The 20,730-nt window shown below is 47.1% G+C and carries 20 protein-coding genes; 2 read left to right on the top strand and 18 right to left on the bottom strand.

Annotation, left to right across the window (positions count from 1 at the left end; all coding sequences use genetic code 11):
* Window positions 1-3: 3 nt before the first annotated feature.
* The 8 genes from C0033_RS27225 to C0033_RS23040 all read right to left on the bottom strand — a co-directional run bounded on the left by C0033_RS27225 (window position 4) and on the right by C0033_RS23040 (window position 7,507).
* Window positions 4-165, bottom strand: coding sequence for a hypothetical protein (locus tag C0033_RS27225; protein ID WP_180994717.1), 162 nt, complete (start codon window positions 163-165; stop codon window positions 4-6).
* Between the two features lie 98 nt (window positions 166-263).
* Window positions 264-980: a response regulator transcription factor gene (locus C0033_RS23070; protein WP_103228246.1), complete on the bottom strand. Its 717-nt coding sequence runs from the start codon at window positions 978-980 to the stop codon at window positions 264-266.
* Entirely contained in the window at window positions 943-2,937 is a 1,995-nt protein-coding gene (locus C0033_RS23065; RefSeq protein WP_103228245.1) for a sensor histidine kinase, read from the bottom strand. The genes C0033_RS23070 and C0033_RS23065 overlap by 38 nt, the downstream gene beginning before the upstream one ends.
* Window positions 2,938-3,313: 376 nt before the next feature.
* Entirely contained in the window at window positions 3,314-3,583 is a 270-nt protein-coding gene (gene rpsR / locus C0033_RS23060; protein ID WP_103228244.1) for a 30S ribosomal protein S18, read from the bottom strand.
* Window positions 3,584-3,613: 30 nt separating this feature from the next.
* Window positions 3,614-4,072 (bottom strand): single-stranded DNA-binding protein, encoded by a 459-nt coding sequence (locus C0033_RS23055; RefSeq protein WP_103228243.1) that lies wholly within the window; start codon window positions 4,070-4,072, stop codon window positions 3,614-3,616.
* A gap of 24 nt (window positions 4,073-4,096) precedes the next feature.
* On the bottom strand, window positions 4,097-4,384 hold the full coding sequence (rpsF, locus tag C0033_RS23050; RefSeq protein WP_103228242.1) for a 30S ribosomal protein S6: 288 nt from the start codon (window positions 4,382-4,384) through the stop codon (window positions 4,097-4,099).
* Window positions 4,385-4,574: 190 nt separating this feature from the next.
* On the bottom strand, window positions 4,575-7,097 hold the full coding sequence (locus tag C0033_RS23045; RefSeq protein WP_103228241.1) for a heavy metal translocating P-type ATPase: 2,523 nt from the start codon (window positions 7,095-7,097) through the stop codon (window positions 4,575-4,577).
* Window positions 7,098-7,204: 107 nt separating this feature from the next.
* On the bottom strand, window positions 7,205-7,507 hold the full coding sequence (locus C0033_RS23040) for a metal-sensing transcriptional repressor (protein WP_103228292.1): 303 nt from the start codon (window positions 7,505-7,507) through the stop codon (window positions 7,205-7,207).
* 341 nt (window positions 7,508-7,848) lie between these two features.
* Between C0033_RS23040 and C0033_RS23035 the strand changes: the two genes are divergently transcribed.
* Both C0033_RS23035 and C0033_RS23030 read left to right on the top strand, forming a co-directional pair.
* A complete protein-coding gene (locus C0033_RS23035) occupies window positions 7,849-8,634 on the top strand; it encodes a metallophosphoesterase (protein ID WP_180994716.1) in 786 nt (261 codons plus the stop codon).
* 15 nt (window positions 8,635-8,649) lie between these two features.
* On the top strand, window positions 8,650-9,321 hold the full coding sequence (locus C0033_RS23030) for a GntR family transcriptional regulator (RefSeq protein WP_103228239.1): 672 nt from the start codon (window positions 8,650-8,652) through the stop codon (window positions 9,319-9,321).
* On the opposite strand, the gene C0033_RS23025 is transcribed toward C0033_RS23030, so the two are convergent.
* From C0033_RS23025 to C0033_RS22980, 10 genes are all read right to left on the bottom strand, one after another.
* Entirely contained in the window at window positions 9,293-9,499 is a 207-nt protein-coding gene (locus C0033_RS23025; protein WP_103228238.1) for a DUF951 domain-containing protein, read from the bottom strand. The genes C0033_RS23030 and C0033_RS23025 overlap by 29 nt on opposite strands.
* Before the next feature lie 14 nt (window positions 9,500-9,513).
* Entirely contained in the window at window positions 9,514-10,524 is a 1,011-nt protein-coding gene (mgrA, locus tag C0033_RS23020) for an L-glyceraldehyde 3-phosphate reductase (protein ID WP_103228237.1), read from the bottom strand.
* 15 nt (window positions 10,525-10,539) lie between these two features.
* Window positions 10,540-11,262 carry an NAD-dependent protein deacylase gene (locus C0033_RS23015; RefSeq protein ID WP_103228236.1) on the bottom strand — a complete coding sequence of 241 codons (723 nt, stop codon included), beginning with the start codon at window positions 11,260-11,262 and terminating at the stop codon, window positions 10,540-10,542.
* 43 nt (window positions 11,263-11,305) lie between these two features.
* Entirely contained in the window at window positions 11,306-12,340 is a 1,035-nt protein-coding gene (locus C0033_RS23010) for a GNAT family N-acetyltransferase (protein ID WP_103228235.1), read from the bottom strand.
* 4 nt (window positions 12,341-12,344) lie between these two features.
* Window positions 12,345-13,262 carry a phosphatidylglycerol lysyltransferase domain-containing protein gene (locus C0033_RS23005; protein WP_103228234.1) on the bottom strand — a complete coding sequence of 306 codons (918 nt, stop codon included), beginning with the start codon at window positions 13,260-13,262 and terminating at the stop codon, window positions 12,345-12,347.
* A 120-nt stretch (window positions 13,263-13,382) separates the two neighbouring features.
* Window positions 13,383-14,645, bottom strand: a complete 1,263-nt coding sequence (locus C0033_RS23000) for a M14 family zinc carboxypeptidase (protein WP_103228233.1) — start codon at window positions 14,643-14,645, stop codon at window positions 13,383-13,385.
* The gene (locus C0033_RS22995; protein ID WP_103228232.1) at window positions 14,645-15,595 is read right to left on the bottom strand and encodes an SH3 domain-containing protein; all 951 of its coding nucleotides are present in this window, start codon (window positions 15,593-15,595) and stop codon (window positions 14,645-14,647) included. The genes C0033_RS23000 and C0033_RS22995 overlap by 1 nt, the downstream gene beginning before the upstream one ends.
* Before the next feature lie 39 nt (window positions 15,596-15,634).
* Window positions 15,635-17,746: a YARHG domain-containing protein gene (locus C0033_RS22990; RefSeq protein WP_103228231.1), complete on the bottom strand. Its 2,112-nt coding sequence runs from the start codon at window positions 17,744-17,746 to the stop codon at window positions 15,635-15,637.
* Between the two features lie 21 nt (window positions 17,747-17,767).
* Window positions 17,768-18,166 (bottom strand): zinc ribbon domain-containing protein, encoded by a 399-nt coding sequence (locus C0033_RS22985; protein ID WP_103228230.1) that lies wholly within the window; start codon window positions 18,164-18,166, stop codon window positions 17,768-17,770.
* Between the two features lie 69 nt (window positions 18,167-18,235).
* Entirely contained in the window at window positions 18,236-20,650 is a 2,415-nt protein-coding gene (locus C0033_RS22980) for a zinc ribbon domain-containing protein (protein ID WP_180994715.1), read from the bottom strand.
* Window positions 20,651-20,730: the final 80 nt, after the last annotated feature.

Genomic DNA, 20,730 nt, shown 5'->3' with positions numbered 1-20,730 from the left:
CTTTCACATCCTATTACTCACCAGTTTATCTATGGTGAGCAGCAGTTCTAAATCACTTTTAAACTCAATCACACGACCCTCTGTTGTCAATTTTCCCTGCCATGTATAATTGCGGTAATCCTCTATACACACCTCAAACCTTATCTGTGAATGTTCTTTTTCCATACGCCTCCTCCTTTCTCAGATTCAGCATAACAGAAAAAAACGAAAAAAACGCGAACCTTACCAAAATGTCAGGTTCGCGTTATACCGTCACTCTTATATCACTTATTTTCCAGCCCGTCGTCCAAAATGTCTAACAGATAGCCCTCATTTCGAAAATTCATTAAAGATATTCTGCCTTCTGAAGCCGCCAGTTTATTCTTTAGCCGCGACATACATTTCCAAAGAGCATTAGCATCTCCGGACATGGGCTGTTTCCAGATCTCTTCATAGATTTCCTCCGCCGGAAGGGTTTTTCCCTCATTTTTTAAAAGATACAGCAGAACGGAAAATTCCCTGGCAGAAAGCCTCATATCGCTGCCGTTTAAAAAGACCCGCAGCGCTACTGTATCCAGAACCAAAGGCCCCCTCGTCAAAGTTTTTGTGTGTTCCATTGTTTGACGATTCATGCGCACAAGGCGGAGCTGGGTTTTAACGCGGGCCACAAATTCGTCCACATCATAAGGCTTTGTAATATAGTCATTGCCGCCTGCAACAAGCCCTTCAATAATCTCATTCTTTTCATCCAGTGCTGTCAGAAACAGTACCGGCGCTGGAGTAGCAGAACGGATTTTTTCACAAAAAACCAGCCCGCTTCCATCCGGAAGCATAATGTCCAACACCAGAACATCCGGCGAATGCTTTTGAAGAAGCTCATATGCCTTCCCTATGGTTGCGGCACACAGTACCGTGAATCCTTCCCGTTCCAAAATCCGACGGTTAATCCGCTGAATATTTTTGTCATCTTCTACCAGGAGAATTATCCCCGTTTCTTTCATGTCCCGCCCCTTTCATCGCCGGAAGAGTAAACCAAACCCTTGTCCCCCTGTGCTCTTCGCTCTCTATTCCAATTTCGCCGCCATGTTCTTCTATTATTGTTTTACATATGGTAAGCCCCAAACCGGTTCCGCCTCCCTCGCCCCGCCAGAACCGGTCAAATACGTGCGGAAGCAGTTCCGCGCTGATGCCGCTTCCATTATCCGAAACGCTGATCCGTACCTGGTCATTCAAAACTTCCGCGTTGACCACTACCTTGCCGTTTCTTGTATGTCTGTTGGCATTGCTGAGAAGATTGATCAGAACCTGAACAATCTGGTCGGTGCTGCCCTCCACAACGGGTATGTCCGGTTCAAGTTCTGCTGTCAGGGTATTTGCCCGCCGGGCAAACATGGATTGATAAATGCGCACCGTTTCCGCCACTAAAGACTCAAGAGACAGTTCCGTTCTCCCGGATACGGTTCCCTGCATTCGGCCAAGATCCACAAGGCCTGTGACCATTTCCGACAACCGCCTGGCTTCGGCCGAAATAGCGGTCAGATCGGTAACTGTTTCTTCATCCACCACACCGGCCTTAATGTTCTGGGCCGCGAACTGCGCATTGACAGATATAACCGTTAAAGGAGTTTTCATTTCGTGGGATATTTCCGTATAAAACTGATTTTTCATTCGATTCATCTCCGCCAGCATCTCCTTTTCAGCGGCCATGCGCTCCTCCCTCTCTCTGGCGCGGCGCACCTCCCGCATGGTACCAAAAAACATAGCTGTCATGGAAAATAGGACGAACACCGCCATTGCCATCTCCGAAATCGCAAAGCGCAGGGCCGGAGCCATGAACATATCACGATGGTACATCATATCCCATATGGCTGCAAACACCAAAAATGCAAATCCCGACAATACGGCAGACTGTCCCGGGTCCGGCCTCTGCCAGCTCAAAAACAGGCGGACAAAAAAATATATGCCGATAAGCACCAGAATCACGATACGCCAGACTGTAGTATAGGACATAAACAATGTGGAACCGAACAGATCAACAGCTGCGAATAAACCGCATAATATAGTGACAGCCGGAGGAAACCATTTTTGCAGCACACCCGGAAATAGCAGATATAGAAGCCAAACAAGCAAAATACCGCTTAACGGCATCGTTAAATATTCCAGCCGGAACACTGCCGTCCACGGCAGCTGCGGCAATATCACGCTAAATATCCGTTGTCCGGTCACTCCTGTACGGACAAACCATGTTAGGCAGTACAAAGCAAACAGGAAATTAGGCCTGTAGCCACGCATCATCAAATAGAGGATCAGATGTACGACAAACAGAGAAAGATAGCATCCCATGAGCACTACTTCCGGCCAGAGATTACGGACTGCATACCGGTTGATCTGCTCCGGCATGCCGATGTAGAGAGTTCCATGGGTTCCCCCGTCTTTATGGGTGAAATTGGACGCCTGCTGCACAATAACAATCTCTCCATTTTCGTCCGGCGATACCGGAAGCACATAGAATTCCACGCCCGGCGCAGTATTTTCCCGGCTGTCGCCCGGAACGCCGGCTTCAAACAGCAACTCCCCATTGGCATACATCCGGCTGGCAAAGTCCACGCTGTACCCGCAGATAAAATAGCTGCCTTTCGGAGCCTTTATCCGCATCCGGCTGGTGGCATACGGAATCTCATTGCCAGGCTGTCCCAGCAGGATTTTATTGTCTCTTAATAAAGCATTCTCAGAAAAAGCCTGCGGGGTAAGCAGAGCGTTTGGTACATATTCAACGGAACCGGTAAGTCTAGTCACCCTTTGGTCAAGGGCGTAATCCGTCAAATCCCATATGCCGTCTGCAGAGGTTACAGTTGTGATTTCATCTAGGCGCGGCTTAATCCCCCATAACGCCAGCATCAAAATCACTATCATAGGCAGAACAACTGCCAGTATCCACCGCTCTTTTTTCTCTGACAATTTCCCGCCTCCCCGCATTCATTGATAGCTTGATTATATCAAATAATCACAGGTATATAAACCAATATCGGCAATTTGCAGTTTATATCTAATTCTATCATCACATCCTGTCCCTTGCCTCGTTTTTTCTTTGTACCCTTCTCGGTTCTTTTCTTCCTTCAATAACCTGTATCCGTAAATTCACGAATGCTGGATTGAGATTTTGTCTGGAAGGTTTTTTATATCATTTTACACCTATTAGAAACATATACCGCCGAAAGCACAAAAAATGACCTCATATTTTCATATAAGGTCATTTATAAAATCATATTTTATTCACACTATGAGTAAACATTTGAGCAAAACCAACACTCAAAGCCCTTATAGAATAAGGATCTTACTCCATTGTGTAAGGCATTAAAGCGATATGACGTGCTCTCTTAATTGCTACTGTAAGAGCTCTCTGATGTTTTGCACAGTTTCCTGTGATTCTTCTAGGAAGAATTTTACCTCTCTCAGATACATATCTTTTTAATTTGTTTACATCTTTATAATCGATTACGCCGTTCTTATCGCCGCAGAATACGCAAACTTTTTTTCTTCTGCGCATACCGCCGCCTCTTCTCATCTTAGAACCGTCAGCTTTATCATTTCTATTGAATGCCATTGATGTTACCTCCTTCTTCGAATATAGGTATTAATTGAACGGAAGTCCTTCGTCTTCAACTCCGTCCGGAATGTTCATAAATCCATCACCAATTGCGCTGGATGGCGCTGGTCTGGCTGCCGGCTGCTGGTATCCGCCGCCGCCCATATCGGAAGCAGCGCCCTTGCTGTCAGCAAATTCCTGATCGTCTACAATAATGTCAGTCGTATAAACTTTCTGACCATCTTTGTTGGTATAGCTACCAGTCTGAATTCTTCCTGAAACTAAAACCCTCATACCCTGGCGGAAGTACTTTTCTGCAAATTCTCCGGCTCTGTCAAATGCTACGATATTGATAAAGTCTGCTGTCTGTTCGCCGCCGTCCTGGCTTCTGCGGCCTCTTCTGTCAACGGCAAGAGTATATCTTGCAATTGCCATAGAACGCTCGCCCTGAGAATATCTCACTTCAGGATCTCTTGTCAATCTACCCATAAGGATAACTCTATTCATACGATCACTCTTTCTTATCTTCTATTATGCATCCTGTCTTACGCATAAATATCTGATAACCTGCTCCATAATACGAACGTGTGCTTCCACTTCGTTAGGACAATTGGAATCAGACTCAAACTGGATGAAATAATAGAAAGCTTCTTTCATCTTCTGAATTTCGTAAGCTAATCTCTTCTTACCCCATTCATCAACGTTAGTTACAGTACCACCGAAACGGGCAATATATCCTTTTACCTTTTCAAGTGCTGCTGCTCTTTCTTCATCATCGAGTTTTGCGCTAAGAACAACTGCTAATTCATATTTGTTCATGCTTTTAACCTCCTTGTGGTCTCTGGCCCCTGCTTTCAGTTTCAGGAGCAAGGAATTTATATGTCACGAATATTCATTTTATCAAACTTTGTCCATAAAATCAAGCATTTTTCAGGGATTTTTTGATTTTATTATAACAGTTCAGCCTTCCGAAGCCGGCTAAAGCATCGGAATGCTGAACTGTTACATTTTATTTGCCGCTGTTCTCAATGGACAGCACTTTATAATCCTGATCTTCCACTGTTTTTTTCAAAACATCATCCTCTATCTGTGAATTCAAGGTTACCACTGCGGTTCCGGCTTCATGGCTCACTACGGCTTCATTTACTTCCGGCAGCGCTTCCAGGCACTTTTTCACTCTGGCCTCACAGTGTCCGCACATCATTCCTTCGATTTTCATTGTTTTTTCCATAATTTTTTCTTCCTTTCTTTTTGCTTTTATTTTTTTATCCCCTGATGCGTCATGCATTTTGAAGAAATTAAGCCGGAGCGCATTGGTGACCACACAAAAGCTGGATAAGCTCATGGCCGCCGCCCCGAACATGGGATTCAGTTTCCATCCGAATAACGGGAACCATACGCCTGCTGCCAGCGGTATTCCCACCGCATTGTAAAAGAACGCCCAAAACAGGTTCTCGTGAATATTTCTTAATGTGGCCCGGCTCAGGCGGATGGCGGCCGGAACATCGCTCAGGCGGCTCTTCATCAGCACCACATCGGCAGCGTCGATAGCAATATCCGTTCCTGCTCCGATGGCGATACCGATATCCGCTCTGGTGAGGGCGGGCGCATCGTTGATGCCGTCTCCCACCATGGCCACCTTGCCCTTTTTCTTCAGTTCCCGGATCACATTTTCTTTTCCTTCTGGGAGCACGCCGGCAATCACCGCGTCCACACCGGCCTGTTTTCCCACAGCCCTGGCCGTCCGCTCATTATCGCCAGTCAGCATCACTACATGGATTCCCATGTTCTGAAGCTCTTTTACTGCCTGAGGGCTATCTTCTTTTATGGTATCGGCTACGGCTATGACGCCGGCCATACTGCCGTCTTTACTGAAAAATAACGGGGTCTTGCCTTCCTCTGCCAGCTGCTCCGACCTGCGCTTCATCTCCTCAGTCACCTCTGCCTGGCTGCTGATAAAAGTAAAGTTTCCGCCGCAAAGCACAGCGCCGTCCAAAACTGCGGATAATCCGTTACCGGGAAGCGCACGAAAATCGGTTACTTCCCTGGCTTCCATCTTCTCTTCCTCAGCCCGCGTAAGAACCGCTCTGGCCAGCGGATGTTCGCTTTTCTTCTCCAATGCGGACGCCAGCTCTAAAAGCTGTTTTTCCGTAAATCCTTTTGCCGGAATAATATCGGTCACCTTAGGTTCTCCGCTAGTGATCGTTCCGGTCTTATCCAGGGCTACGATCTGTGTCTTGCCCGTCTCTTCCAGGGAAACGGCTGTCTTAAACATGGTGCCATTCTTGGCTCCCATTCCGTTGCCCACCATAATCGCAACCGGAGTTGCCAGACCGAGAGCGCACGGACAGCTTATTACCAGAACGGATATACCCCGTGCCAGCGCAAAACCGACGCTCTGGCCTGCGATCAGCCAGGCCAGTATAGTCACCGCAGCGATCACAATCACGATAGGCACAAAGATTCCCGATACTTTATCCGCAACCTTGGCAATTGGCGCTTTCGTTGCCGATGCATCGCTGACCATCTGTATGATCTGGGACAAGGTGGTGTCTTCGCCAACCCTGGACGCCTGGCATTTGATGAAGCCGGACTGGTTGGTGGTGGCGGCCGATACCTGATCCCCGGCGCCTTTATCCACCGGAATGCTTTCTCCGGTCAGAGCCGATTCATTGACCGCGCTGCTGCCCTCCAGAACAATTCCGTCTACCGGAATATTTTCACCGGGGCGGACTACAAAAATATCGCCTTTTTTCACCTGATCGATGGAAACTTCCACCTCTTTGCCGCCTTCTATAATAGTTGCTGTTTTAGGCGCCAGTTTCATCAGGCTTTTTAACGCATCTGTGGTCTTACCCTTAGAACGGGCTTCCAGCATCTTGCCGACTGTAATCAAAGTCAGAATCATGGCGGCCGATTCAAAGTAAAACTCATGCATGTATTCCATGACTCCCGCCATATCCCCTCTGGTCTGAGCGGCCGTCATGGCAAACAGCGCATACACGCTATATACAAAAGACGCGCCGGAACCCAATGCCACCAGCGTATCCATATTCGGAGCTTTATGCAAAAGCCCCCGGAATCCGCTGATGAAGAATTTCTGATTGATAACCATGACAATGGCCGTCAAAATCAGCTGAAGCAGCCCCATAGCCACATGATTATCCGCGAAAAATGCAGGAACCGGCCAGTTCCACATCATATGTCCCATAGAAAAATACATCAGGACAATCAAAAATCCAAGGGAGGCAGCCAGACGGTGCTTTAATACCGGCGTCTCCCTGTCTTTTAACATATCACCGTCATCTGCCGCCGGCCCGCTCTTTGCTGCGGCACGTTTCGCAGCCGCCCCATATCCGGCTTCCTCGACCGCACGGATCACGGCCTCTGCCGGTGCGTCGCCCTCCACTCCCATGGAATTGGTCAGCAGGCTGACCGAACAGGATTTAACTCCCGGCACTTTGGATACCGCTTTTTCGACGCGGGCGCTGCATGCCGCACAGCTCATACCTGTTACATTATATTGCTCCATCTATTTACTCCTTTCCTGTTGTTGTCTTTCTGTCAATGCTTTCTGCTGCCGTATTTCCCTTGCCGCCGCTCTGACAGTTCTCGCATCTATCCCATTCCGGGATTATATTACCGCATCAGCTTCCGGATTGTATCGACCAGTTCGTCAATGGTCTCATCCTTGCCGCTGCGGATATCATCTGCAACGCAGGTCCGTATATGGCTGGACAGCAATTCCTTGCTGAAACTGTTCAGAGCGGCGGTAGCCGCAGCCACTTGGACCAGTATATCCGTACAGTAGGCGTCCTTTTCCACCATGTTTTTGATCCCGCGTATCTGTCCTTCAATCCGGTTCAAACGGTGTACCAGGCTCTTATATTCTTTTTCTGTCCGCTCTTTTGTTTTGTGACAGCAGTTCATTCCTTCTTCCATCATTCCGGCCTCCTTTTGCATCCGTATACCCCATACAGGTATATTTACATTGTTTATTATATACCCCCATCAGGTATTATGCAAGCACTTTATTAAAATTTTTTGCAGCATTTCCGGCTTTCCGCACCTTCAGACACTTTCATGCCCAAAACCGGAACAGAATGCAGCCATGGAAGCTGTCTGAGCCGGATCAGATATCAGAGCACAGGGACAGGAAACCGCAGCTCTGTGCCATCCCTCTTATTTCTTTTTCTTCCGAATCACTTGTAACGGACAAAAATACTTTGTATAATAAACCTAAATCAAAAAACAGCGGACGCATTGTCCCGAAAGGACTATTTTTGTTTCAAACAGTTCATTATACAATTAATTCACCACGTATTCCGGCGGAATTTAACGGCTGCCGGATCGCCCATCTGTCCGACCTTCATGGAGCGCTGTACGGGCCGGATAACCGGCTTCTTCTGAACCGGATTGATGAGGCCCGTCCTCATCTCATCGCCATGACCGGCGATATGGCGGATGAAAAGGACAGGGCGGTGCCCGGCTTCATTGATCTGTGCCGCCGCCTTGTAAAACGGTATCCGGTTTACTATATAACCGGAAACCATGAGCAGTCATTATCTGCGGATGTGCTCTCCGGGCTTCTTTCGGAATTAAGGAAGATGGGAATCCGGATTCTGGAAAATAACTGGACCACCATTTCCCGAAAAGGAGCATTTCTCAAGTTATACGGTTTAGTCACTCCCATGGTATACTATAAAGATCCGTTGGGCGAATATATAAAAGGAATCCATTTTTCGGCGGAAGATACGGAAAATGCCCTTGGAAGTTTTGATAACTCCTGCTATACCGTACTTTTGTCCCATAACCCGCTTTATTATCCTTCTTACCGGGACTGGGGCGCTGATCTGACCTTATCCGGCCATATACACGGCGGAATCATACGGATTCCCGGGCTTGGCGGACTTCTTTCGCCCGATTTAAGCCTGTTCCCCAAATACGACGGAGGCCTGTTTGAAGAAGAAGGAAAGCACCTGGTTGTCAGCCGCGGACTGGGCAACAATTTTCTGGTGCGCGTTTTTAATCCGCCCGAATTAGTCATTATCGCATTACAACACAGTTAAAATACAGGGGGATTTATGGATACTCTAAACAGCGATGCTATCTACAAGATATTGGAAGAAGAAATTATTAACCTGACGCTGGAACCAGGAAAGGTGCTGAGCGAAAATGAACTCTGCGCCCGTTTCAACGTGTCCCGCACGCCCATCCGCGGCGTCCTGCAGCGCCTCCAGGAGAACGGCTTAGTCACCATCACGCCTTATAAAGGAACCACAGTCACTCTCCTCGATCTGGACAGCGTAAACCAGATGATCTATCAGCGCCTGGCCGTGGAAACCATGGTGCTTCGGGATTTTACCAAGATCTGCGACCTGCTCTCCATAGAAAAGATGCGCCATCTGGTGCGGGAATCCAGAAAGCTGATCTCCGGATCATTTGAACCCGCAGATTTTTATGAGCTGGACAGCAGACTTCATTCCATCTGGTTTTTAGAAACAAAGAAAAATTACATCTGGGAGATGATACAGAAGACGGACAGCGACTATTCCCGTTTCCGCATGATGGATATTGTGGAAATGAAGAATTTTGAACAGATTATAGAAGAACATGAAGAACTTCTGGACATTTTAGAGCGTAAAGATACCGCCGCAATTGAGCCTCTTATGAAGAAGCACCTTTACGGCGGCATAACCCGGCTTGGCCAGTTGATCTATACGGAATTTAAAGATTATTTTGTTCCGGTTTCCTGAGTCCCCGGGTGTTTTTCTCCACCAGTTTACGGGCTACCATAACCTGATGGCTGCATCCCATGCACTTTAACCGGAAATCCGCGCCCACGCGCAGGATTTCCCATTCATTGCTGCCGCAGGGATGCGGCTTTTTTAATTTCACAATATCTCCTACTTCATAAACCCATTGTCCGGGCATAATCTGTCAACCTCCTATGCTAATAATCCGGGGCCTTTGCCAATGATTGCTTCAATCCGGTCAAGCTCTGCCTGTTCAAATGACAATTTACCCACCGCTGCGATGCTGTTTTCCAGCTGTCCGGCGCTGCTGGCTCCCACCAATACGGAAGTCAGACCTTTATGGGATAAAATCCAGGATAATGCCATCTGAGCCAGGGACTGTCCTCTGTTTTCTGCAATCGCATTCAGCTTTTTGATCTGATCCAGGCGTTCTTCTGTCAGATAACGGCCTGCAACCGTAGATCCGGTGCGGCTGGCCCTTGATCCTTCGGGAATTCCCTTTAAATATTTGTCCGTCAGAGCTCCCTGTGCCAGCGGGCTGTAAGCGATGCAGCCCACGCCTTCCTGTTCTAGTGTATTCAAAAGTCCGTCCTCTACCCAGCGTTCAAACATATTGTATCTGGGCTGATGGATCAGACATGGTGTTTTGTTCTCTTTAAGAACCGCTATGGCCTTTTTCGCCTCTTCATCACTGTAATTTGAGATGCCCACATAAAGAGCTTTTCCCTTCTTTACAAGGTCTGACAGCGCTCCCATCGTCTCCTCAATCGGCGTCTCCGGGTCAGGTCTGTGGTGGTAAAAGATGTCCACGTACTCAAGACCCAGGCGTTTTAAACTCTGATCCAGGCTGGCTGTCAGATATTTTCTGGAACCCCAGTTTCCATAAGGTCCCGGCCACATATCATAGCCCGCCTTTGAAGAGATAACCAGCTCGTCACGATAGGACGATAAATCATCCTTTAATATCTGCCCGAAATTCTCTTCCGCTTTTCCCTTTGCCGGACTTCCATAATTGTTAGCCAGGTCAAAATGGGTAATTCCGCTGTCAAATGCCTTAAATATAATGGTTTTCTGATCTTCCAACGGTTTTTCCAGGCCAAAATTCTGCCACAAACCAAGAGAAATCACAGGAAGTTTCAGCCCGCTTCTACCGCATCTCCTGTACTCCATGTTTTCATATCTCGATGTTTCTGCCTGATACATATGTAAGTCCTCCTTTTATTCAACAATGCTTCCTAAAACTTCTCCAATACTTCCGCTTATCACCAGATCCGCCTGGCTGTCCAACGGCGTAACGCTCCGGTTGATTAAAACCAGTTTACTGCCCTTATAATAATTAATTAATCCCGCCGCCGGATATACAGTGAGAGAAGTTCCTCCCACGATCAGCATATCCGCATGGTTAATATATCCCACGGATTTGCTCAGCGTGTCCTGATCCAGCCCTTCCTCGTATAAAACCACATCCGGCTTTATGATTCCGCCGCATTTACAGCGCGGCACCCCGTCCATCTCCATAATCTCCTTCAGGGAATAGAACTGGCCGCATCTGGTACAATAATTCCGGTGTATGGAACCGTGAAGTTCCATCACCTCCCGGCTGCCGGCCGCCTGATGGAGTCCGTCAATATTCTGGGTGATCACCGCCTTTAATTTGCCCTGCTGCTCCAGCTTAGCCAATGCAATGTGGGCCGCATTGGGCTTCGCGTCGGAAAATATCATGCGGCTCTTGTAAAAACGGTAAAATTCCTCCGGATTTTTCCGGTAAAAGCTGTGGCTGATAATCGTTTCGGGCGGATATTTGTATTCCTGGTTATATAAGCCGTCCACGCTTCGAAAATCGGGAATCCCGCTTTCCGTGGATACTCCTGCGCCGCCGAAAAATACGATGTTTCCGCTTTCTTCAATCCATTGTTTCAAAGTTTCCATTGAATCTGCCATATCATACCCGCCTTTCTGTTATCTATTATCACACTATACTCAATTATACCACTTCATCCAGAAAAACGCCTTCCAAAGTTTTCACCTTACTCATCCATTCCGCCCCGCATTCCCTGGAATACCCAAACAGCCAGGCAGTCAGGCGGCCCACAGAAATTACCGGGCAGTCCTCCGCCTCATCCTGCTGCAAAATTTCACCGCTCACCTTTTCAAGGCAGGACCCTTTATGATTTAGATGCCACAGATAGCTTCCATGGTTCTGCGGCAAAAACTTATCTTCCACTGCCAGTCGGACCGTAATCTCTTCCTCCGGGCAGCTTTCTTTCAGACATACCGCCTCCACAAAACGCTCCATGCAGATGATCCGCGCCATAATGGCCGGTGAAGCCTCTTTTTCCTCTTCCACATATTCCGGTTCGCAGTAAAGTAGCCTCTGTTCCTTTTTATCAATTCCCCACTGGCTTTCCATACCAACTAAACGAGTTCCGTGATACAAAAGATTCGTCTCTCCGTTTTCACTGTCCAGCTCTTTTAAAAGCATGTTCACATATGCTTCATCCCTCTTACAGTACACCTCATAGCGGTCAGACAGCCAGTTTTCCATAAACGCGGCCAGCTCTGCCGGGGTTTTGCCGGAGCCTTCTAAAGAAACGCGTTCCAGCGGGGCTCCCTCTTTCAGCTTCCAATGGGGCTGATCGAATATATAGGTAAAATCAAACGGCAGATAAATTCTCTCATCTGCCGGCATAAGGAAACAAAACGGCATCTTTTCCTCATACATGTCCTGCATCATCCGCGTCAGCACCTCTCTCATATAGCCGCGGTGGCGCTTGTCCCGATGGGTAGCCACCCCCACGATATAATCAGACCGCCAGACGCAGACGCCCGCCTGAACCAGGTAAGGGTTCAGGTGAGCCATAGACACAAGTTCTGTATCTTCCGTTTTTGCCAGCACCCTGTTTTCTCTCATCTTTTCTGAGAAATAGTACCGGTCAAAGCTTTCGGAATCTTCCGGAAATGCCTGTTTCCACAATATTTCTGATCTCTTCTTTTCCTCTTCATTCAGATAACCAATCATAGGCTCATCCTTTAAAATCTTTCTGCAAAACAAGATATTTTCTTGCAAAGTCAACCGGGTTATAGGACATCTTGGCTTTTCTCAGCCCTTCCAGTCCCAAGTCGTCTTCCCTGTTCACCAGTTCCGCTTCCGGAAACTCATGGATTAAAAACTGCTGGTTGATGAACTGATACAATCCGTGAATCTCAGGATTGGCTTTTTCGATATGAATCACAGCCATCTTTTCCATGCTGTTAAAACTTCCTATCGTAAATGCCTCTAAACTTCCGTCAATATATACGCCTCCCATGCGTACGCACAGAGCCGCGCAGTTTTTCAGGATTTCGTGGATACCTTCCACTTCATAGTCCAGATGTTCTTCCACTTCTTCACCCTTCTTGTCCCTCCATTTCGTGAGGAAATTCCACACGTCATGGCGGTCGGAACAGCAGAGAGCCCGGTATTCAAACCGTCCTTCATACTCTCTTAAAAATCCGTTCAGATGGTTCTTCTTTTTATGAAGCTTTTTTCCGGCCAGAGTTCTGAGCGCTTGGGCGTCATAGAGGTAATCTTTTAAATCCTCCTGTTCCGTCACGGAAAAACGTTCCGGGTCCAGGTTCAGATATTCCACCGCTTCCGCGTCTGCCAGATAGATCTTAAACGGCTTTTTAAGCACCTGATTAAAGTAATCCACCATCATGTTGAAATAAACTGGAAGGTCTTCCTGACGGCACATCGGCATCGCGCTGTGCTCTTCTCCGTCCATGCTCATCAGCCATAACAGAGCCTTGCCCTCCACAAGGGCATATCTTACATTATAGTATTCTCTCCACAAAAAGCTGTCCAGAAATACACTGTCACACGTTCTGTTGCTTCTTAAATTAAAATAAGGCGTCAGCTTTACAATATCCTCAGCGTCTACTTTTTTAAAAACTAAATTCATAATCCATCCTTTCTTCTTATGCTGCTTTTCCTGCTCTCAGAGCGCATTTGAAACCTTATTATCACAGGATGCGTACCGCAGGCCGCAAAAATAAGGTTTCAATTACGCATTAGTATGCCCCTAATAATTTAAGATAACACTCCACACCTCTTTATTCTTGTTCCATATCTCCTGAAACTGAGCCGGGTCAACCGGAGAAGTATCTCTTCCGACTTCTATAGTCAGGCTTGGAATGCCCTTTTTAGAGATCGCCCAGTCCTTATATCCTGCCGGGTCCAGATTCTGATAATTCGCATCCAGCGGATATCCGGTCACGGCCGAAACAGCCTGAGCCATGCCTTCCGTCTTATCCCTCAGCTCGCCGGTCTGTCCGAAATACCAGTATATCACTCCGCCCTGGGTATGGTAGCTCACCGTTTTAACAAAATTATACGTATTGGTCAGCTGGATCAAAGCCGCTGACTCCGGTATACATCCTACCGCCTCGCCTTTATACCGGTCGGAGGATACCTGGGCCGGGCCGCCGTAATCTTCCCAAAGGGCATCGAAATTTCGGTTGACGTCCACGCCCTGAGCGTTGGCTTTCCACCTTCTCAGATAGGAGTTCATATCCGAGGCACCGTCCAACTGGCTGATTACCTGAACCAGATCCTTTGTTTCCTGTTTATTTAATTTGTCCAGGCCAAACTGGCTGATTGTGACTCCGTCCGGGTTGATCATAGGGATCACATGGATCACCGTATCATTCAGATATTGTCCGCTTGTCTCCGGATTTTGCAAAAATGCAGCCGTCTGTTTCATAACCAGCTGGGTAGTTATATATTCCCTTGCATGAATCGATGCATTGATCATAACATGGTTTGGAGCATTAATATCCCCAATTACCATATCATAAATTTCTCTTCCGTCAAAGGTTTTTCCCAAAGAATTTATAGTAATTAACTGGGGAAAGGCTTTTTCCCACAATTTCATATCGTGTTCCATATCCTCGTAGGAATACAATGCCGGGTCTTTATCCACTATAATTTCATTTAAATCTACCTGAGCGGCGGCGCTGCTCTCCGGGCTGGGCTGGCTTTCGCCAGGATTTTCAGAAGTTTTTTCCTGATCCGCCAAACTTTCCTCCGCATTTGCCGAAGATGTTTCGGACACCGGTTCATCCTTTGTTTCCGTGCTTATTTCCTTTTCCTTTTTCTCCATGCCGGCTGTGCTTTCCTCCTGGCCTTTTGACGCCTTTTTATCCTTTTTGCTTTCTGCCGCCAGGGCCGTAACCTGGACATCGGCACGGGAGCTTACAAATGCCACCGTGCCGATACATATACCGGCTGTAACTGCTACAGCAAGAATGCCGGCCGCTATGATCTTTTTCTGTCCGTTATCCATTAATATTCCTCCAAATAAGACGCCAATGCATATCCTGTACTGCCGTTGTAGATCACCTTATAAAAGCCATTGGAGGAACTTTCCACATAGCTGACCGCAGATCCAAGAGGAATCTGGCAGATTTCACTGGCCGATGTGGACGGGCTTGTCCTGAGGGTAATGCTCTCGTTGCAGTTTACCACATAAAATGTGCGGTAAACCGTGGTATTGCTTCCTGTATTTCCCGTCACTGCCGGTTTACTCTGGCTCAGATAAGACGCCAGTCCGTATCCTGTCTTACCGTTATAAATAATCTTATAAAAACCGTTATCCGCCGTCTCCACATAGCTGACCGCAGATCCAAGAGGAATCTGGCAGATTTCGCCGGCAGATGTGGACGGGCTTGTCCTAAGGGTAATGCTTTCATTGCAGTTTACCACATAATATGTGACATAGGTAACATTAGCCGCCATAGTTGCAGGCGCTGTAGTCGCCGCAGGAACCGTCTCAGGATAGGTCCAACCGGCTGCCGCGCCGGTGGAAGCCTCTGTCTCAGCAAAAACAGGAGTTGATTCCGCTGCCGCTGAAGACGGAATTTCCGACGTCTCCGCTTCTGTGGTCTGAGCCTCCGTTTCTTCCTCCGAAGTCTCTTCCCCCTCCTTTGTTTCCATCTCACTCTCGTCCTCGTCCGGCTCTTCAATTCCCACCGGTTCTGATGCCGGTTTCTTCATGTTCACAGCCACAAATGCAGCCGTTCCTATAATCATTAATGCGATCAGCACACAGCACACGATAATAAACGGCTTGGCGCTTTTCTTTTTTTCCGGCTGCTGTGCCGGAGGGCGGACCTGTGGCGCCGGCCGCACCGGCGGTTGTGAAGCCGCCGGCTGATCGGCAATTACATTGCCGCACTTCGTACAAAATTTAGCGTTATCTTTTAATTGAGCCCCGCATTTACTGCATATCTTCATCTCATTCTCTCCTTTTAGCTGCCCATTTCCTGATACTCTTTACTGCAGATATCCCTTTAATCTCTCATAATCTGCGATAAAGTAAGCGTTGGCCCTTTCATAATCATTAAACATGGTTTCTCTGAAAGCGTCTGGTGAAATGGTTCCCTGATACCAGGACTTCTGATTGAAATAATCCTGAAGATAGGCGTCCTTAAACAGACGGCCGCGCCGTGCATAGATCTCATTACGCGCCAGACGAAGCTGTTCCTGTGTGAGCAGGGCTAAGTCGGCGGCAGTAATATATCTGGAATCGCTGTCATAGATTACGAAATCATTGGTAAACAGCAGCGCCTGTGAAACTGTTGCTTCCATGTAAACGGCCGGAACAAATTCATAGGCATTTCTTGCGGTTACCTGATCATCGCTGTAGTTAACCGTTACGGATCTGACCGCTGTTGTGGCATCCGGATTCAGAGTCTCATATTCCAGCAGGTACATCTCTTTCTGCTGACGGTAGATGGCTGAATAGATCTCGGACATGTCGCTGATATCGTTGACATTGCGGTAAAAACCTCCGGTGCTGTTGGCGATGGAATTCATGGTATAAGTATCTAAGCTTGGATCGATACCGATGATGAAGATCGGAATCTTATACCGGATTGCCAGTTCTGTGATGATGGCCGGATCACATTTACTCATGTTATCCTGTCCGTCGGTAAATGCGATGATACATTTTGCACCACTCTGCATGGCGGTCTGGTTGACTGCCACATATAACGCATCATAGAACGCCGTGCTTCCCGACGCGCCTAAGGAGTTAATTGTGTTTGAAATCTGGTTGTAGTCAGAAGTAAAGCCAATATTCGTATATACCTGATCCGCAAATGTGATCAGAGACGCCTTGTCGCCGATCTGGAACTGGATTCCTGAAAGGAAGCTGTTCATCACGTTCTTGGCTGCCGTTAAAGCGCTTCCGGACATGCTTCCGCTGATATCGGCCACCATGTTGATATTTAAGTTTTCCACTTCATCCAGCTGTACGGCTTTGATAATGGTCTTCTCCGTAAAGGAACCGCTTCCCTCCATCCGCTCTGCCAAGTGGAAGCTGTCGGCTTTCAGGTCATCAATGGCTTCGCCTGTATTTTTATCTTCTACACGGACATAGAGCTTTACAACCGGGAAGGTGGATACGTCAACCTGCTCCACGCCCATATTGTAATCCGTCTGGCCATTGATGGAATCGATCACCTTCTGCCATTTCTGAAGGCTTTCGCTGGCTCCTATGTAATCGCCGGCGTCCATTTTCTCTTTCACCTGGGTCTGATAGGTCTGGATGATCTGTTTTTCGGATTCATAGGCATTGGTCAGATCCGCATTCAACAGACTGTTATAGGAAGATTCTGCCTTTGTTTTGTTCTCTTCCTGCAGCTGGGTAATGAACTCGTCCAGCTCTTTACTAAGGGATAAGATGGAATCCTTATCCAGGTTGTCCACCGCTTTGGTGTACTTCTTCACAAGGCTGTTGTATTCCGACTGTCTGGCCTCATCCATAACGAATCCGCCGGTGGCCCCTGACAGGGATTCCTGCTTTGTCTTGGCCTCTTCGATCACCGTATGAAGCTCTTCAATCTCAGCGGAAGCCGCTTTCAATTTTTCAGACAAACCTGCAAATTCCTTTGTGGCCTTTGCCTGAACTGCGTCTTCGCAGTCGCTCATCAGCTGCTTATACTCCGAGATATTCTCATAAGAATATTTCTTCAGCTGATTTTCCACCGCCACATATTCCTGTTCAAACTGCTGCGTTTTGTTCTTTTTCAGCACCTGGAGCCCTAAAAATCCGCAGGCCCCTGCAATCAAAATTACAACCAGCCCCATGCAAAGGAAAATAGGCCATAATTTCTTCTTTTTCGGCTCTGCCGGATAGGGATTAGGCATCGGTGCAGGCGCCGGATTCGGCGCTGCCTGCCTTGGCGGCGCCTGCTTGGGAGCCGTCTGTTTCGGCGGTGTCTGGTTTGGTACTGCCGGATTCGGTGCCGACGGGCCGGACGCCTTATTCGACGCCGCCCCGTTATTATCATTTGGACCTGCTTTCCTTACGATCTTCGTCCCGCACTCAGGGCAAAACTCGGATTCATCGGGAATTTTCGCTCCGCATTTTCTGCAAAACATACTCTGTTCCTCCCTGTTTGTTTAGTTCATCTTCGTTCCGCATTTACGGCAGAACTTAGGTGCCGCATCATAGGTCTGGCCGCAGTTCGGGCATACGAGAACTGCCTGCTGTGCTGTTTCCGAAGCTCCTAAAATCTGTTTTTCGGATTCATTTAAACGAACAACTTCTTCTTCCTGTGTTTTAATGATTTCCTGTTTTTCTTTAATTGCATTCAGTTTGTCGCTGATCATGTCTAACGTCACATTGTCCGTAGCGCTCCACTCCTGATATACGAGATCGCCGATTTCCTTTTTCAGCGTCTCAATCTCGCCTGTCAATGTGGAAATATAAGTCTTAATTTTGTTGATCTCCAAGAATGTGGATGTTTTTACGTTTAACATAGTTAAACCTTTTGAAAATGAATTTTTAATGTCTGCCATTGCCTTATCCTCCTGTGAATAAAAATTATAAATTATTTAATCTATTTTCCTACAGCCTGAGCGCTGCAATTAGTAAAACATATCATAGCTTCCCGTTCCGTTCAGAAGCCATCTGACATCCTCATCAATCTTTTTCGTCTTCTTGCCGTCCTTTTGGGATATAAGCTTCAGGTCGCCTTTCAGGCGCTTATTGCTGTAATCCACCAAAACTGCTACATACTGATTATCTGCAACAGAGAAGAATGATACATCATCCATCAGTTTTACAGGCTTTCCGCCGTCGTAACGGCAGAGAGTTCCGCTGGCGCTCTTGCTCTTTTCTTTCAGGTAATAGAGATTCTGCGTATCTTCATCATAATAGTAGACATAGACATCGTCATCGATCTCCTCACCGTCACAGTACAAGGTTCCCTGTCCCTTTGAATTATCATAATCCTTATAGTAATACATCTTTCCGCTTTCCGGATATTGGGAAGAGTACCTTTCACCCAGGTCATCATCGATGGTAACCGGCTTTTCAACTCCGCTGTCCGAATATTTCATTGAGAACAGTTCCTCGTAAGTAGTATTGTAGGTATCTTCATCAAAGGTATATCTGGTTCCGTAAATCGTTTTTGAATCTCCATCCGCCGTATACTCGACGTCGCTTTCATAGGCAAACGGCACTGCCTTTCCGTCTGCCAGAAGATAACCGTCCATTCCGTCTTCAGCCAGCTTATCAACTGCCTCGAATACGACACTGGAAACATCATAAGCGCTTTCAAGTTCAGATAATTTTACTGTAGGAAGTTCCACGTCATCCCAGCAGTATGTATAATAAATCCAATCCGAAATTCCGATATCTTCCGGGCTGGAAGCATTTTTTAACAGCTCGTGTTCCGTGCCGTCATAAGCGTAAATATCTAAAAATTCACCCATATAAAATGACGTTTCGTCCTTCAGAGCTTCACGAATCTCATCTCTGCTCTCTTTTTCACGATACGCTTCCATTGCCGCATTATAAGCGTCATAATCCGTCACGGTTCTCGTTCCGCCAAACCAGCTCTGCTCCTGTTTTGTATAGTTGGATTTCAAAGGCTCTGACATCGCCGCATCAGCTGCAGCCATATCATCATCTACTATATCTTTGACTGTAATTGCCTCATCTGAGGTTTTTGTATAATAGATACCTGCATTGTCATTATAGCTTCCCAAAAGAGTTGCATCTGAAGCAACCTTTTCTTTATCCTTCAAATTCTTCATGCAGTAGATATCCGTATCTTTTGTATAGTAAATGGTGTTTAAATCTTTTGTGTAATAATAAGAATAGTATACGTCTGAATCTAGTTTCTCCTTATCAGCATCCATCTTTGTTTCTCTGTAATACATATCCATATCATTGGTAATATATAACATCGTTTTTCCATCTTCACTGAGCATATAAGTATAGATATCCGATCCCACTTTTTCTTTCTCGTCGCCCTTCAGATCATAGATATAAAGGGTGTCGGTGCCGCGTTTCATGTAGATTACCCTGTTATCATCCGTAACCTGGAACGAAGTAACATCATTGTCAATCTTTTCCGTGGTATCATTTTTATCGCTCTGTTTCTTCTTATCAATGTAGCAGAGTTTTCCCGTTGACCCGTCGTAATTTTCGTAGAAAAACTCATATTTACCGTCTTTGGTCTCCTGGATGCCGGATAAAGCACTGTAGAGCACATAATACGGTGCGTTCTTCTCAACGCCTTTGGAAGTGAACTCCAAAGCCTTATTCGCTTTTATATTGTACTGATAAATTCCGGTATCCTTCACATATTTAATGTCCGGATTTGCTCCTTTTCCTCCGCCAAAACGGCTGATTCCAAATGCCGCTGCTCCTACCACTACGGCAGCGGCTGCAATCCCGCCTATAATAACCGGCAGTTTTGATTTTTTCTTAACCGGAGCCGGGATTTCCTGAGGCATTGGCGCTGATTCATGGAGATTGGCGCCGCAGCTCTGGCAAAATGCGTCGGATGCGTCGTTGAGCGTGCCGCAGGCCGGACAATAGATAGGAACTGCCTGGGCCGGTTCTGAAACTGCCGGCTCTTCCGGCTGCACCTGATCTGCAGCCGGAACCGCTTCTGACTGCAGCGGTACGGCGGCGTCCGCCGTATTGATTTCGTTTAACGGAGCTCCGCAGTTTTGGCAGAACATTCCGTCCGCTTCATTTTTCATTCCACAGTTCGGGCAAAATATCGGTTCATCCAATTTGGCCGTCACATATTCTTCTTCCGCCCCGGTCTGATCCGCGATGAGTGTTTCTTCCTCTGCGGTCGTCTGCTCTTCCTCAACCGCTGCATCCAGCGCCTTTTCGATGGCTTCTGTTTCTTCGTCCTTTTCGCCCTCTGTCTCCTGGGTTACTTCTGCTGCAGTTTCCTGCTCCTCTGCCTTTGTACCACATTCACAACAAAATAATTCATCGTCATTCATCTCATGGCCACAATTTCTGCAAATTTTCATACTTGCCTCCTTATTCTGCTGCATTTTCCCGTTTGTCAGGTTTCTGCCGCCTCTTTTGTTATTTTAATTCAGCTTTTAGG

The sequence above is a fragment of the Clostridium sp. chh4-2 genome, assembly GCF_002899675.1.
Taxonomy (GTDB): domain Bacteria; phylum Bacillota; class Clostridia; order Lachnospirales; family Lachnospiraceae; genus CHH4-2.
The sequence above is the reverse complement of the archived record's forward strand: the minus strand, read 5'-3'. Positions and strand labels throughout refer to the sequence as shown.